The organism is Mucilaginibacter mali, assembly GCF_013283875.1.
Lineage (GTDB): Bacteria > Bacteroidota > Bacteroidia > Sphingobacteriales > Sphingobacteriaceae > Mucilaginibacter > Mucilaginibacter mali.
The window spans coordinates 1,904,439-1,918,906 of sequence record NZ_CP054139.1 but is presented as its reverse complement, the minus strand read 5'-3'; the positions used below and the strand labels follow the sequence as shown (position 1 = coordinate 1,918,906).

Here is a 14,468-nt window from a genome sequence, read left to right as displayed (position 1 = left end):
CAACACACGCAATGAAATTTAAATATATATACGCGCTGCTGATTTTAGGGATGGCATTATTTTTTGCCCCTGTTAACGCGCAAACTAAAAAGACCACCAAAAAGGCCCCGGCTAAAAAAGCTACTACCAAACCAGCAGCTAAACCGGCTGCCAAAAAACCGGCGCCGAAACCTGTTGTTAAAAAAACTACGCCGCCGCCAGTCGCCAAAACTACGGCCCAAAGTTTGGGCGATGCCGTAGCTAAAATAGCGCAGGACACCAGCCGTCGCGGCAACCAGGTGAACGGACCAGATAATGCCAGTTTATCTGAAGAGATCATCGTAACCACTGCCTACAAACCGGTTTTAGCCGATGCGGTGAAGATCCGCCGCAATCCTGACCTGGAGGATAAAACGCCGTTCAAGGCGCCGCTTACCTATAAGCCGCTGGATAAACGTTTGGAGCGCAATACCGATATCAAGCAAATGGAGCCGATGAAGATGCCGGCCATTCGCGATTCTGACCTGTATAATAACCTGGTAAAAGGCGGCGCGGGCAGCATGAAAACCCTGATGGGCGAGGTATATATCAACAACGGTCGCGATGGGGCTTTGCAAACCGGCGCTTACCTGAAGCATTTCAGCCAGGCCGGTACCACCTACGCCAAGCAAAACGAAAGCAGGGACGAAATTGCCATATTTGGCAAAAGCGTTGGCGAAGTGAATAGTCTGCGCGGCACCATTTACTACAAACGCCGCGGCAATAATTTTTATGGCTACGACCAGTTTAATCCGCCGGCAACTGCTATTGTACCGGCTCAACAGGCTTTCAACACCATTGGTGCTGAGGGCGAACTAACCAAAAACTATAAGGACGTAGAGAAAGATTTCACTTATGCATTAAAACTAAACGGCTATTTATACAGCGATAAGTTTAAGGCAAGGGAAAGCAACATTGTGCTTTCGGGCTTTATCAATCAAACTGTTAAACAGTTTTACGCCGGCCTGAACGGCTCGGTAGATCTGAGTACGCAAAAGGACAGCGCCTATTCGTTAAATAATAGTTTGGTGCGTGCCAATCCCTACCTGAAATTCCAGGGCGAGGCTTATAAAATAGACGCGGGTGTAAACATCGTTAGCGAGTTCGGCTTTTCATCGCGCCTGCTGGTATTCCCTGCCGCAAGGTTAGAGGTGCAGGTGATCCCTAAATATGTGCGCCTTTTTGCCGAGGCTAAGGGCGATATCAACCGCTCATCGTTGAAAGATTTTTCGGAGAATAATCCGTTCATCGGCCCTAATATCAATATCAAAAACTCGGTCGACCAGTTGGATTTGGCTGCCGGTTTAAAGGGAACACTTGCTCCTGGCCTGGGCTTTAAGGCAACCGTTTACCGCAATGATGTGAAGAACATGCCGCTGTTTGTAAGCAATTTCAACTTCGCTAAGGGCTATAACCGCTTTATGGTGATCTATGATGGTGGCCGCGCTACCGTAACCGGCTTCAACGGCGAACTGGACCTGCGCGCATCGCCGGATGTTAACGTTTTTGGTCGTGTAGAGTTTAAGGATTACAAACTGGCTACCGAGGCCCAGCCATGGAACCTGCCTAAATTTAAGCTGAGCGCCGGTACCAATATCAACATCACCGATAAGGTAAGACTGACCGGCACCCTGTTATTCCGTGGCGATACCAAGGATATTACTGCCGATCCGGCTGCTCCGGGTACTACTAAGATCGTGTCGCTTAAATCCTTTGCCGATATCAATGCCGGTGCCGAATACAAGGTGAACAGCAGACTGGGTGTCTTCGCCCAGGTAAACAATTTGCTGAACGCCACCTACTCTAACTGGTTGTATTATAATAACTACGGATTCAACATTTTTGGTGGTGTGAGTTATGGATTTTAAAGATAATAACGTCATGCCGAACTTGTTTCGGCATCCCACATGCATAGTTGAGATTTTACAGGGCTATTTTTTTGCAAATGAGATGCCGAAACAAGTTCGGTATGACTGTGAGGTATTAAATACGGATGATTTTAACCGTTTTGATGTTTTATAATTTACTGCTACTTTTAACGGCATGGATATAGCCTATTATATAAGCGATCTGCTGGGGCAGCAAGGCGAGTTGACGGTACCCAATTTGGGCTACTTTGTGCAAATACGCAAGGCTGCCTACTATGATAACCAGGCCAAAAAGTTTTTCCCACCACATTACTCGGTACAGTTTGACCCACAGGTAATTGACGAGGACGATTCGCTGGCCAACCATATTACAAGCGTTAAGAATATCTCGCTGGCATCGGCCAAATACTTTATCGAAAAATACATCGCCAACTTAAAAAGCCAGGCGGTGGTAGAACATGTGCCCTTTGCTAATTTAGGCTCGTTCAGCTCGGATGGATTGAAGTTAACCTTCAACTCGGGCAATAAAATGGACGATCCGGCCTTTTTCGCGTTCCAGCCGCTGGATGTATTTAAAATTGGCGATACCAAAGCTAAAAAGCCTGCCGGTAAATCAGATTTCCTTACCGAAGCCCCGCCGCCTGTACCTGTTTCAGAAGCCCCTGTACAACCCGCAGTAAGCGCGCCGACGACCTTCCGTACCCCGCCTCCACCGGTACCCGAACCAATTGTTGCGCCTGCGGAAGAAACTGAAGAATACTACGAGGAAGAAGCGCCAAGACGCGTTTTTGGCGTATGGATGATCATACTCATTGTACTGGTATTAATAGCAGCCGGTTTAGGCGCGCTGTATAAGTTTAAGCCTGATGTGTTTAATAAGATCATCCCGCTGCATAAAAAGGACACTACCTCGATAACCAAACCGATCGTTCCTGTTATCGACCATAAAAAAGACAGTTTGGCCCGGATAAAAGCGGATAGCATAGCCGCAGTGGATGCCGCAAAACGGGATTCGGCAGCAAAGGCAGATTCGGCTAAGACAGCGGTTAAACCTGGGGAGAAGACCGAAGTCAAACAACCCGAAGTTAAAAAGACGGAAGTGAAACCGGAGGTTAAGCAACCTGAAGTTAAGGCTGAGGTTAAAAAGCCCGAAGCTAAGAAACCTACAGTTGCTCCTGATACTAAAAAGCCGGCTCCCGCCGTTGTTACACCACCGGTAACCGCCCAAAAGGCTATTACGGCTAATTTTGATAAAGGGGCTGGTAACGGCGAAATGCCTGCAGAAATTCCAAGAGGATGGTATATCATTACCGCCTTCTCATCAGGAACAAAGGGCCCGGGCGAAAAAATGATCTCTGAGATGAAGAGCAGAGGCTTTGTACAAGCGCGCTTTGCCACTACCAAAGTTGGACAGGCTGGTAACTACCTGGTTATTTTAGGGGCTTTCCCAACCCGACAGGAGGCAAATGATAAAATGAAGGAACTGAAAGCCACCGGAAAAATCACCGATAATGAAATGTCGCTTAGAAAATTTTAATTGAAAATATAGATGATGTTACTAATGCAAATAGCCGGCGATACGGCAAAACAAGTTGTTGATACCGCGAACCATGCCCTAACCCAACCCGGTGTTGCCAAACAAGACCTGCGCTTTGGCGAACTGCTGATAGCAGGCGGCTGGGTAATGATACCGCTGGGCATATTACTGGTATTAGCACTGGTGATGTTTTTTGAGCGCTATTTCACCATTAAAAAGGCCGCTAAGGACGAATCGAGCCTGATGGGTCAGGTTAAAGCCAGCATTATTGCCGGTAAGCTGGACTCGGCCATCGCCCTTTGTCGTAACAGCAACTCGCCGCTGGGCCGTATGCTGCAAAAAGGCTTGCTAAGGATCGGTCGTCCCATTAAAGATATCGAAGGCGCTATCGAGAATATCGGTAAGCTGGAAGTATCTAAGCTGGAGAAGAATATCGGTATCATTGGCATTGTGGCGGGTATAGCCCCAATGTTTGGTTTTATTGGTACCATCGCGGGTGTAATTAAGATCTTTCACGATATCTCAACTACCGATAATATCAGTATGGGTACCATTTCCGGCGGTCTATATCAAAAGATGATCACCTCGGCGGCAGGTTTGATCGTGGGTATCATTGCCTATGTATGCTATCAAACGCTTAACATGATGGTTGACAAGGTAATATTGAAGCTGGAGACCGATGCGATTGAGTTTATTGACCTTTTAGAAGAACCGGGTAAATAATGAATTTAAAGAAGAGAAGCAGGCGCGGTTCGGGCGAGATGCATACATCGGCCATGAACGATATCATGTTCTTCCTGATGTTGTTCTTCCTCATCGCGTCTACGGTAACCAACCCCAACGTGGTGAAGCTGGTACTGCCCAAATCATCAAGCGGGCAATCCATCTCTAAAAAAACCATCAATGTATCCATCAGTAAAGACCTGAAGTATACCATTGATAAAAAAGAGATAGCCGTAACCCAGCTTTCAGATGAATTGACGAAATACAAATCGCAGGCAAAAGAACTAACCATTGTATTATCTGTTGATAAAACAGTAGCCATACAGGATGTGGTTGAAGTGATGGACATAGCCCAGAAACTAAATATTAAACTGGTACTGGCAACGGTGGCGAAATAAGTTTGCAGGTATTAGTTTGCAGTCGGCACCCGAAGTTTTGACTGCAAACTGCTACTAGTAACTGAAAACTAAAAATGGAATTGCAGCAAGAAAACAACTACCCCAAGGCATTTTTAGCAACAGGCATTATTATGGCCGTGCTGGCTGCCTTGTGCTATATTATTATTATAAAGGCACCACCTAAAGAACAGGATGGCATTGGCGGCATATTGGTAAATTATGGTACTACCGACGAAGGTTCTGGCAACGATCAGCTGAGCATGGAAGAAGTATCGGCAGCCGAAAAGGCTAACCATACCAAGCCTGAAAAGGTTACCCCTGCCCCGCCGACCGATCAGCCTACGCCCGTTGAAAAAAGCAACCAGAACGTAGTTACGCAAAATACCGAAGATGCGCCTGTAGTGGCCGCCAACAGCAAAAAGCCAAGCACCGCTACAGCTACCGAAACCACCAAGCCAACGCCACCCAAACAGGTGGTGAACCAAAACGCGCTATATAAAGGTAAAACCAGCAATGGCACAGGTTCCGGCGATGGTACTACCGATAAACCCGGTAACCAGGGCAGCCCTAATGGATCTACACTGAGCGATAATTATGGTCCCGGTGGTTCGGGCAATGGCTTAAGCCTGCCCAACTGGCACTTTGTTAACCCACCCGATGTGAAGAACGTGCACCGTGTACCCGGAACGGTGGTGATAGATTTTACCATCGACGACCGCGGTAACGTATTGGAAGCGCATGCCAATAAACAAAAAACCCGTGCGGGATTAGACCTGGTGCAAAGCTGTATCGACGCGATCAGGAACTCCCGGTTTACTTCATCAGCACCGGCTTCAGGGAACGCTAAAGGGCAGATGTCGTTTATCTTTAGGGTAGATTAATTTAGTCCATAGACGATAGCCAATAGCCCGTAGTTAGAAATTCCTTATAACTTTGCTGTAGCATAGCCCATCTTTTACCATGGACTATGGACCATCGATCATGGACTACAAACAAACCCTCGATTACCTTTTTAGCCAACTCCCCATGTTCTCGCGCACAGGCGCCTCGGCCATGACCAAGGACCTGAGCAATACCATCGCCTTGTGTAAATTGCTGGATGGGCCGCAGGATAAGTTTAAATCGGTACATGTGGGTGGTACTAACGGTAAAGGATCAACATCGCACATGCTGGCTGCTATTTTGCAGACCGCGGGTTATAAAACGGGACTGTATACCTCACCGCACCTGCGCGATTTCAGAGAACGGATACGCATAAACGGTCAGATGATCAGCGAGCAGGCGGTTATTGATTTTGTGGCAGATCATCGTGTTGATTTTGAGACCATCAGGCCATCTTTTTTTGAGATGACCGTGGGTTTGGCCTTCGACATATTTGCTAAGGAGAAGGTTGACATCGCTATTGTTGAAGTTGGCCTGGGTGGACGTTTGGATAGCACCAATGTGATCACTCCACTCCTCTCGGTAATTACCAATATCGGCTGGGACCACATGAATTTGCTGGGCGATACGCTACCGCTGATAGCTGGCGAAAAAGCAGGTATTATCAAACCCGATATACCTGCCATTATTGGCGAATATCAATCCGAAGTTGCCGAAGTGTTCACGCTGAAGGCATATGAGGAGAAATCTAAGCTGACCTTTGCATCAGAGGAATGGGATGTAGAGGTAAAAGGTGAAAGGTTAAAGGCGAAAGATGATGGGATGCTGGATGTTGGGATAAAACATTATACCGGATTCAGAACTTTAGATTTACAACTCGACCTTACCGGTATCTACCAGTTAAAAAACCTAAAAACGGTATTAACTGCCATTGATGAGTTACGCTTGCAGGGCTTCCATATCAGCGATGAGCATATTAAAACCGCTCTGAAGCAGGTGCGCACACTTACCGGGCTGAACGGCAGGTGGCAAACGTTAAGTCATGATCCGCTCACGATCTGCGATACGGGACACAACCCCGAAGGCATTGCCGAAGTGCTGAAAAATATTGCTGCCACGCCACACGAGCACCTGCACTTTGTGCTGGGGATGGTGAACGATAAGGATATTACCAAGGTATTACGCATGCTCCCTACCGATGCCACCTATTATTTCTGCCGGCCGGATATTCCCAGGGGGCTTGATGCTAATGAATTACAGGGTAAGGCGATGGAAGCCGAATTACTTGGCGAAGCTTATCCATCGGTAATGGCTGCGTTGATAGCCGCCCGCTTTGCCGCGCAGCTTGACGATTTAATATTTGCAGGCGGCAGTACTTTTGTGGTGGCCGAGATCGTTTAATAACTAAAACTTTCGTTATGCTAAAAAAACTCTGCCTGTTAGCTACACTGATTTTTGCAAGCGTTTCGCTTTATGCACAATCCCCATCAAAAACAGCTTACGAGCAATACCTTGATTTCAATCTATTGCGCTTACAGGGTGAACATGCCGAATCGCTTGATGCAGGAATAGCCCTTTTGGACAGTGTTGATAAGCTGCCGCCCAAATCGCGCATTAGCTTTTACAACAGCCTGGCCAAATTGTACGAAGACCAGGACCAGCCCGAAAGGGCTACACCCTATTATGAAAAAGTAATTGCCGCCGAACCGCATTATTATGTAGCGCACCGGGCTTTGGGGTATATTTACCTTGTCCCTGCTAACGATCTGTTTACCAAACTTTCGGCCACTAAACCCGGTACGCCCGCTTACAACAAAATAAAGGCCGACTATAAAACAGCCGCTACTAAAGCCCTGCAAAATTTGGAAATAGCCCAGGCCTGCGATCCCAGCGATGATACGCTTACCATAATCAAAACCTTGTATAAAAACATGGGGGACACCGCTTCGTTAAACACTTTAGATGAGCGGCTAAAACTGCTAAGTAAAGACTGCCTGGATATATTGAGCGACAGTTAATCCCCCTTGCCCCCTAAGGTGGAATAGAAAACAGTGCAATTAAATATTGACTAAAAATTTAACGGAACACCCTGCTGCGGAAAGATCAGCTTTACGCCTAATTTATTGCCCGCTTGCAATTGCTGCTTAATTTTTTGGATATGATTGGCAGGCGGCTTCAAATGCGTTACCACGATATTAAGATCCTTAACACTTCCCGCATAACCGACCAGTACGTTCAGTTCCTGCGCAAGCAAGCGTGGCGTTAAGTGGCCGAAAAGACTTTTATCAGGTTGATCGTTGGGGAACGAAACTTCTATCATTATCGCCTTTAGCTGATGTGATCTTACCAAGGGTGCTACCTCCCGCCAAAGCGATTGCAGGTTATGGCTCTTCTCCAATTCGTCGCAACCAGTATCGCCTAAATAAAGCAGGTAGCTATCCTTATTTTTTAGCAGGAAGGCCGTACTGGTAAGGTTAGAATGGCTTAACGGGAAAGCAGTAACCTGCATGGCGGTGTTATCCAGCGCGGTCTCTCTGCCCGGTGTTAACGCCTGGTAATGATATTTACCCAAGGCCGGCGCCTCGCCCTCGTTAGCGAAATTAGCCCAACTTTTCCAGGTGAAGTAATTGTTTTTCAATACGCTGATACAATCGACAAAGGCATAAATGTTTTTGGCGGTATCCTCGGGCGAGTTGATGATCATCCCCGCTAAGTGGTCTAAATGCGAGTGCGAGATGAGATATCCTTTTATATATTGCTTTAATACCTGGTTGGCCGGTACCGTAAAAACATGGTTTGCAATGGCCTTTTCAATACCGGCGTTTAAGGTACCGGCATCAAGACAAACATATTGTTTGCTATCGTAAGGTGCAACCATATACGCCGATAAGTTACTTTCATTAATGCCGCCCAAAACCCCGAGCGGCACTATATTAAATGCAGGCCTTGGCTTAACCTGGGCAAAAATGGCAAAAGCGTTAAAACACAAGAACAATGTAAACCCGCTCTTTTTTATCTGTATCATCTATACAAGCCTGCTTATATTAAAGCACATACTTGGTGCGCAGGCATTTGGTGCAAAAATACCGTTTTAAGGGAAGCCAAAACAGAAATGTTTTTACAAACATGCCGCGGCGTAAACGGGTATCCAATGTGTTACCACATTTGTTGCACTTGTGTTTTTTTGGTATATTTATATTGTCCGCTGACATATTATTGTAGCTTTGGGGATTGCCATTGCGGGCATTAATATTCTAACATCAAAAATACCTGTGCATTATAAAATTAATGTGAGTTTTACATTATAATACTAATGCGCGGCTGCAATCTACCATGCGCGATTACAGTTCTATCAGCCCATCGGCAAAAAGCCTTTTATTAATGAAGGGTTTAACCAATATCCCTTTTATTGCCGATGCAGTGGAATTGGTTTGGGGCGATGGCACATTGAACATCCTTGATAAAAACACCCGTAATGAACATTTTTTAAAACGCCTCTTCCATTTCGAACAGCGTTATAAATCGATAGATAATCTTTTAGCAAGCGTGGGTGGGAAAAACATTCTGGAAATATCCTCGGGGTTTTCATTTCGCGGCCTGCACCTTGCGGTTAACAATCCAGACGTTGCCTATATTGATACCGACCTGCCCGAAGTAATTGAAACCAAAAAACAGTTAACCGAAGAATTGGTATCCGGCCAGAAACTTACCCTGAAAGGAACCCTGCTTACCCTGCCCATGAATGCGCTTGATGAGGAAACCTTCAGGCAATATGTAGATAAACTGCCTCCCGGGCCGGTAAATATTATAAATGAAGGCTTACTGGTTTACCTGAACAGCGATGAAAAAAAACGGCTATGCCAGATCATTCACCGCATTTTAACCGAACGTGGCGGATACTGGATCAACGCTGATATTTATATCAAAAAGGATATCCCTGTCGATAACGCTAACGATCATTTTAGCGCCTTTTTGCAAGCGCATAACGTGGAAGAGAACAAATTTGACAGCTTTGACCAGGCTGAAGTTTTTTTTAAGGATTGCGGGTTTAAGGTTCATAAAATAGCCGACCGCCTTTGGAACGAAATGTCATCGTTAAAATACGTAGGGTTGGCCGATGTTACAGGACTAATCAAACAAGCCGCCAAAATTGGTAAGATCCGCGAAAGCTGGGCTTTGGTGCCAGTGTAATATCCGCATTTAGGCATCTGCAAATTTGCACATCTGCAAACTCACTCCCCCTTTAGGGGGTCGGGGGGCTCACTCCGTCTTCATCGCTTTTTCAGCTGATTTTTTATATTCGTATTCCCCGCCTAACAAAAAGCCCCATGGCTTCAGGCTTTCTATCCTGTCGAAGATGATCTTTAGTATGGCGATGGTAGGGATAGAAAGGAACATGCCCGATAAGCCCCAGAGCATTTCGCCAATCACAATCCCAATAAAAGTGATCAGGGCGTTAAGCTGCACTTTCTTTCCTACTACGGCAGGCAATAAAAAATTAGAATCGACAATATGGATACCCAATACACTAATAGCCACAAACAGTGTATTTGTAGCATCGCCCGTAGCAAAGGTGATCAGCGAACTCAGCAGCAAAGCCGAAAAGATACCAATGTACGGGATGATATTGAACAGCCCCGTAATGATGCCCAATAATATGGCATAGTGAACGCCTAACAACTCGAACACTACGCAGGCCACTATTGATACGATCAGCATCTCGATCAGCAGGCCGGAAATATATTGCCTGATGATCTTCTGCACATTTTCGGCAATGTCAAAAACCAGTGCTTCATTGTCATGCCCGAACACCCATACCAAAAACCGTATCAGCAAACGGCGATAGAAAAGCACAAAAAATGTAAATATGATAATGAACACGTAAAACAACAATAGCGATGATACCGCGCCAAAGGTGGATGTTAGTATATCGGCGCCCGATGCCACCAAATCTTTCGTGTTATCACGCAGGTAATTGGTTTGCTTGGTCCTGCTGTAATGAAATTTGTCTCTTATAAAAGCTTGTATCTTATCTACGGCACTTGCCAACTGCTTTTGTAACAAAGGCCAATCGTTACTTAATTGTGATAATTGCGTACCCACCAGGTAAACTATTCCTGTAATAAACAACACCATTAAAATAACCGACAGGAACGATGCCATACTGCGGGGCATACGCAACTTACGCTCGAAGAAACTGCTTACCGGCAACAGCAATATGGCAAACAGAAAGCCGAACATCATGGGGTCCAGCACTTCCTTGCCGGCATATATTAAATATCCCAGCGAAAGGATACCGATAAGTACCAGGGAAAGGCGTTCGTAAAAAGGAGCGATAAGTTTTTTTGTCGTCATGCAGTGATTTTTGATCAGCAGTTAAACGCTAAGATATATGATTAGTTTTAAGCCGAAACAATGCGCTGCAGTATTTCGCCAATATATTTTTCCATCACGCCAGATGGGTCTTTACTAAATACATGATTAGCACGGTTGGCCAGTATCACGTTAAACGAAACAGCCTGGTGCCCTAAACTCGCGGCAAGGCCGTAAATGCCGGCCGTCTCCATTTCAAGGTTAGTGATGCGTTTCCCAGCGTAATTAAATTGCTGTATACTTTCCATCAATCCCGGGGTTAAGGATTGCGCCCTCACCTGCCTGCCCTGTGGCGCGTAAAAGCCCGGAGCGGTGATGGTAATACCCTGCGGCAGATCATGCGCCAGCTTAGCTAACAGCCTGCCTCCGGCAGGTGCAAAATAGGGTTTAAGGCCATAAGGAGGCAGCGCTGATATAAAAGCGGTGAGCAGCAGCTTCTCCTCATCCATCATATCCTGCATATAATAATGCATCAAAGCATCAAGTCCAAAGGCACCTTCAGATACCAGCAGACTATCTACCGGAATATCCGCTTGTACCGCGCCCGAAGTACCGATGCGGATGATATTAAGACTACGCAACTGACTATTTACCATCCTGGTCTTGAGATCGATATTCACCAGCGCGTCCAGTTCGTTAAATACAATATCTATATTATCTGTACCAATACCGGTTGATAGTACCGTGATCCGTTTGCCCGAAAGCGTGCCGGTATGCGTAATAAACTCACGCTTGCCTTTTTTTAGTTCGATGGTATCAAAATGTTTGCTCACCTCGCCTACACGGTCGGGGTCGCCAACGGTGATCACGGTGTCGGCAATATCTTCGGGCAGCAGGTTTAAGTGATAAATGCTACCATCGGCGTTCAGGATCAGATCGGTTTCAGATATTTTTTCCATAGATGTATAAAAAAATAAAGCTAAGGCTTTATCGGCTTAAAACTATATTTTTAATAAGCAAAACATCAACACCTATGCAAGCACAAGGCCCTGACCCGAACGCACTGTACCCGATGAAGGAATACCGTAAGCTGATCTTTCTTAAAAATATCATCACCCGCAAAAATATCGAGGTGGGCGATTATACTTATTACGACGATAGCGACGATCCGCTGGCCTTTGAGAACAATGTGTTATATCATTTTGATATGCTGGGCGATAAGCTCATCATCGGCAAGTTTTGCGCCATCGCCTCGGGCGTACAGTTTATTATGAACGGCGCTAACCACCAAATCGAACCGATCTCCACCTTCCCGTTTGCCATATTTGAGAACGGCTGGGAAAAAATAAACGAAGGGGTGGACCTCACTCAAAAATACCCACACAAGGGCGATACCGTAATTGGCAACGATGTTTGGCTGGGTTATCAATCGCTGATAATGCCCGGCATTAAGATAGGTCATGGCGCGGTAATAGCCAGCAAATCGGTAGTTACTAAAGATGTGCCCGACTATGCGATTGTAGGCGGTAACCCGGCCAAAGTGATTCGTAAGCGGTTTGATGATAAGACCACTGCCCGCCTGCTTAAAATTGCCTGGTGGGATTGGCCGGTGGAGAAGGTCACCGAACATTTAAAACTCATTAATTCGGTTGATGTGGATGCGCTGGAGCAGGTGGTGTAACTTATTGGGCTAAAGCCCGATATTGCATTTCCCTATCCGTTAGCTAAAGCCAACGGCAATTAATTAATAGCGGTTTATCTAAACCCCAATTCATTGCCGTCCTATTTATGGGACGGAATAATGCGATACCCAAGTGGCTTTAGCCAAAATATACCAGAATAATGACTTTATCCCAAACTGCGCTATCGTGTTTTTCTGGCCGGGATTTTGCTTCGATTAAATACTAAACATCTACAAAATGGCAAAGTATTCGGAAAAAGCAGGAGAAAAGGTTGAGAAGACCATGCACGAGATGCACAAGGGTACGCTAAAAAGCGGAAGCGGTAAAAAGGTAACCTCCAAAAAACAAGCAATAGCCATCGGCCTGTCCGAGGCACGAAAGGAAGGCGCTAAAGTGCCAAAGAAAAAAGACTAAAAGCAAGAAAGCCGCTCAAACAAGCGGCTTTCTTATTAAATATCGTTCCCGGCAGTTTATTTAACCATAAACTCAACCAGCGCATCGCCCCATACGAATGAAACCTTGCCCGATTTATCGATAGCGAATTTAAAACGCTCGGCAAATTTCTTAGCTTTTTGGGTTTTCACGGTGAACTTGAACAAGTCGCTCGGCTCATCATGATTGGTACCCCAGTTGGTAGTATTTTTGTTGATGATGATGGTCCACTCCTTTTCGCCGGGGATAGACCAGATGCTGTATTTACCAGCTGGCAGGTCGTTACCTTCAACCTTTACATCCTTGCTAACGGTGATAGCAGTTTGCTCGTTAGCCCCGGTGCGCCAAAGCTGGCCATAAGTAGCAATTTCTTTACCCAGGGTACGGCCCTTAATGCCTGGCTGGCTGTAAGCGATGCTGATATCAACACCTTGCTTAGTGGTAGCTTTAACTGTATCAGCCGGACTTGGCCTTTCTTTTTTTTGCTGTGCCGATGCACCGATGGCCGAACAGATAAAACCGGTGATCAGTGTTAGGAAAAATAATCTTTTCATTGTTCTTTGTTTGTTTGAAACGAAAATAGATAATATAATTTTTGTAACGCAATTAATTATTCATCCTAAAGTAAATTAAACGCCCGTTTTGCCCGTAAAGGCATCCATGATATCCATCAGCACAATCGCTTCTTCTATCGAACAGGGATTAGACCGCTTATTGTTAAAATAGGCCACAATATTGGTAATATGCGGCTGCTGGATATGCTGCGGATGTATAAACTCTTCGGTATGTTGTTCGGCTTCGTTATGCCAGTTTACCGTTTTACCAAAAAACGGGAAGCTGATCTTCCCCTTGGTACCTACTATCTCGCAACTATCCACTACTTCATTTTGGGCTACGTTAAAGCACCACGATCCGTTTACAACCACCTGGTTTTTAAACACAATTTGCCCGCAAACATGGTCGTCGGCCTTGTTTTGACCCGATTGGTTTAAAGCATAGCCGTGATACTTTTGCGGCTGGCCGAAATAGTATAGCATCAGATCTAATTGGTGCGGGGCCAGATCATGAAAATAACCACCGCCCGACAAAGCAGGGTCGACACGCCATTGATGCTTTGTTTCGGCCACCAAAGCTGGCCGGGCACTTTGCCACATACGGATCTGTACGGTGCGCACCTCGCCTATCACCTGCCTGTCCAGCAGATCCTTTACATACAAAAACATCGGCACAGCCCGGCGGTAATGCGCTACGGTTAATTTGGCATCGGTATGTTTAAGCGCTTCGGCTATGCGGCGGCTTTCTTTAGCGTTTAGCGTTACCGGTTTTTCAACGTAAACGTTTAGGCCCCTTTTTAGTGCCTCTAAAGCGTAAGGCGTATGCGATGACGGCGGCGTAGCAATATATACGGCGTTGATCTCCGGATCGCTCATGAGTTCATTGGCATCGCTGTACCATTTACCTACGTTATGGCGTTCAGCATAGTCGGCGGCCTTTTCGGCATCGCGACGCATAACGGCTATCAGTCTACTACCTTCAACTTTACTAAAAGCCGGGCCGCTTTTTACCTCGGTCACGTCGCCGCAACCTATAATTCCCCAGTTAATATTGGCCATGG

At 45.9% G+C, this 14,468-nt stretch carries 15 protein-coding genes; 10 read left to right on the top strand and 5 right to left on the bottom strand.

From position 1 onward, the window contains the following. Positions 1-11: 11 nt before the first annotated feature. From HQ865_RS08135 to HQ865_RS08105, 7 genes are all read left to right on the top strand, one after another. Complete coding sequence (locus HQ865_RS08135) at positions 12-1,886, top strand: porin family protein (RefSeq protein WP_173414419.1); 1,875 nt, start codon at positions 12-14, stop codon at positions 1,884-1,886. Between the two features lie 175 nt (positions 1,887-2,061). Next, on the top strand, positions 2,062-3,423 hold the full coding sequence (locus tag HQ865_RS08130; RefSeq protein WP_173414418.1) for an HU domain-containing protein: 1,362 nt from the start codon (positions 2,062-2,064) through the stop codon (positions 3,421-3,423). Positions 3,424-3,435: 12 nt separating this feature from the next. Next, a complete protein-coding gene (locus HQ865_RS08125) occupies positions 3,436-4,146 on the top strand; it encodes a MotA/TolQ/ExbB proton channel family protein (protein WP_173414417.1) in 711 nt (236 codons plus the stop codon). Next, positions 4,146-4,544 carry an ExbD/TolR family protein gene (locus HQ865_RS08120; RefSeq protein ID WP_173414416.1) on the top strand — a complete coding sequence of 133 codons (399 nt, stop codon included), beginning with the start codon at positions 4,146-4,148 and terminating at the stop codon, positions 4,542-4,544. Before HQ865_RS08125 ends, HQ865_RS08120 begins: the two co-directional genes overlap by 1 nt. Positions 4,545-4,618: 74 nt before the next feature. Further along, positions 4,619-5,425 (top strand): energy transducer TonB, encoded by an 807-nt coding sequence (locus HQ865_RS08115; protein WP_173414415.1) that lies wholly within the window; start codon positions 4,619-4,621, stop codon positions 5,423-5,425. A gap of 100 nt (positions 5,426-5,525) precedes the next feature. After that, positions 5,526-6,827, top strand: coding sequence for a bifunctional folylpolyglutamate synthase/dihydrofolate synthase (locus HQ865_RS08110; RefSeq protein WP_173414414.1), 1,302 nt, complete (start codon positions 5,526-5,528; stop codon positions 6,825-6,827). 17 nt (positions 6,828-6,844) lie between these two features. Beyond that, entirely contained in the window at positions 6,845-7,444 is a 600-nt protein-coding gene (locus HQ865_RS08105) for a tetratricopeptide repeat protein (protein WP_173414413.1), read from the top strand. A gap of 50 nt (positions 7,445-7,494) precedes the next feature. Here the strand turns inward: HQ865_RS08105 and HQ865_RS08100 are convergent, their stop codons facing one another. Beyond that, on the bottom strand, positions 7,495-8,304 hold the full coding sequence (locus HQ865_RS08100; protein WP_237073769.1) for an MBL fold metallo-hydrolase: 810 nt from the start codon (positions 8,302-8,304) through the stop codon (positions 7,495-7,497). Between the two features lie 455 nt (positions 8,305-8,759). Between HQ865_RS08100 and HQ865_RS08095 the strand changes: the two genes are divergently transcribed. Then, positions 8,760-9,617, top strand: a complete 858-nt coding sequence (locus tag HQ865_RS08095; RefSeq protein ID WP_173414411.1) for a hypothetical protein — start codon at positions 8,760-8,762, stop codon at positions 9,615-9,617. Positions 9,618-9,686: 69 nt separating this feature from the next. Here the strand turns inward: HQ865_RS08095 and HQ865_RS08090 are convergent, their stop codons facing one another. Beyond that, positions 9,687-10,781, bottom strand: coding sequence for an AI-2E family transporter (locus HQ865_RS08090; protein WP_173414410.1), 1,095 nt, complete (start codon positions 10,779-10,781; stop codon positions 9,687-9,689). Between the two features lie 47 nt (positions 10,782-10,828). Further along, positions 10,829-11,698, bottom strand: a complete 870-nt coding sequence (locus HQ865_RS08085) for a nucleoside phosphorylase (protein ID WP_173414409.1) — start codon at positions 11,696-11,698, stop codon at positions 10,829-10,831. A gap of 74 nt (positions 11,699-11,772) precedes the next feature. Here HQ865_RS08085 and HQ865_RS08080 point away from each other — a divergent pair, with 74 nt between their 5' ends. Continuing rightward, entirely contained in the window at positions 11,773-12,420 is a 648-nt protein-coding gene (locus HQ865_RS08080) for a CatB-related O-acetyltransferase (RefSeq protein WP_173414408.1), read from the top strand. Between the two features lie 238 nt (positions 12,421-12,658). After that, positions 12,659-12,835, top strand: a complete 177-nt coding sequence (locus tag HQ865_RS08075) for a DUF6496 domain-containing protein (protein WP_173414407.1) — start codon at positions 12,659-12,661, stop codon at positions 12,833-12,835. A gap of 56 nt (positions 12,836-12,891) precedes the next feature. Here the strand turns inward: HQ865_RS08075 and HQ865_RS08070 are convergent, their stop codons facing one another. Next, positions 12,892-13,407 carry a DUF2911 domain-containing protein gene (locus tag HQ865_RS08070; protein WP_173414406.1) on the bottom strand — a complete coding sequence of 172 codons (516 nt, stop codon included), beginning with the start codon at positions 13,405-13,407 and terminating at the stop codon, positions 12,892-12,894. Between the two features lie 75 nt (positions 13,408-13,482). Beyond that, the gene (locus HQ865_RS08065; protein WP_173414405.1) at positions 13,483-14,466 is read right to left on the bottom strand and encodes a Gfo/Idh/MocA family protein; all 984 of its coding nucleotides are present in this window, start codon (positions 14,464-14,466) and stop codon (positions 13,483-13,485) included. Between the last annotated feature and the right edge of the window lie 2 nt (positions 14,467-14,468).

What these genes read in the sequence shown, in the direction of transcription:
- HQ865_RS08135 (WP_173414419.1), top strand. Translation starts at nt 12, where the DNA reads ATGAAATTTAAATATATATACGCGCTGCTGATTTTAGGGATGGCATTA.
- HQ865_RS08130 (WP_173414418.1), top strand. Translation starts at nt 2,062, where the DNA reads ATGGATATAGCCTATTATATAAGCGATCTGCTGGGGCAGCAAGGCGAG.
- HQ865_RS08125 (WP_173414417.1), top strand. Translation starts at nt 3,436, where the DNA reads ATGATGTTACTAATGCAAATAGCCGGCGATACGGCAAAACAAGTTGTT.
- HQ865_RS08120 (WP_173414416.1), top strand. Translation starts at nt 4,146, where the DNA reads ATGAATTTAAAGAAGAGAAGCAGGCGCGGTTCGGGCGAGATGCATACA.
- HQ865_RS08115 (WP_173414415.1), top strand. Translation starts at nt 4,619, where the DNA reads ATGGAATTGCAGCAAGAAAACAACTACCCCAAGGCATTTTTAGCAACA.
- HQ865_RS08110 (WP_173414414.1), top strand. Translation starts at nt 5,526, where the DNA reads ATGGACTACAAACAAACCCTCGATTACCTTTTTAGCCAACTCCCCATG.
- HQ865_RS08105 (WP_173414413.1), top strand. Translation starts at nt 6,845, where the DNA reads ATGCTAAAAAAACTCTGCCTGTTAGCTACACTGATTTTTGCAAGCGTT.
- HQ865_RS08100 (WP_237073769.1), bottom strand. Translation starts at nt 8,304, where the DNA reads ATGGTTGCACCTTACGATAGCAAACAATATGTTTGTCTTGATGCCGGT.
- HQ865_RS08095 (WP_173414411.1), top strand. Translation starts at nt 8,760, where the DNA reads ATGCGCGATTACAGTTCTATCAGCCCATCGGCAAAAAGCCTTTTATTA.
- HQ865_RS08090 (WP_173414410.1), bottom strand. Translation starts at nt 10,781, where the DNA reads ATGACGACAAAAAAACTTATCGCTCCTTTTTACGAACGCCTTTCCCTG.
- HQ865_RS08085 (WP_173414409.1), bottom strand. Translation starts at nt 11,698, where the DNA reads ATGGAAAAAATATCTGAAACCGATCTGATCCTGAACGCCGATGGTAGC.
- HQ865_RS08080 (WP_173414408.1), top strand. Translation starts at nt 11,773, where the DNA reads ATGCAAGCACAAGGCCCTGACCCGAACGCACTGTACCCGATGAAGGAA.
- HQ865_RS08075 (WP_173414407.1), top strand. Translation starts at nt 12,659, where the DNA reads ATGGCAAAGTATTCGGAAAAAGCAGGAGAAAAGGTTGAGAAGACCATG.
- HQ865_RS08070 (WP_173414406.1), bottom strand. Translation starts at nt 13,407, where the DNA reads ATGAAAAGATTATTTTTCCTAACACTGATCACCGGTTTTATCTGTTCG.
- HQ865_RS08065 (WP_173414405.1), bottom strand. Translation starts at nt 14,466, where the DNA reads ATGGCCAATATTAACTGGGGAATTATAGGTTGCGGCGACGTGACCGAG.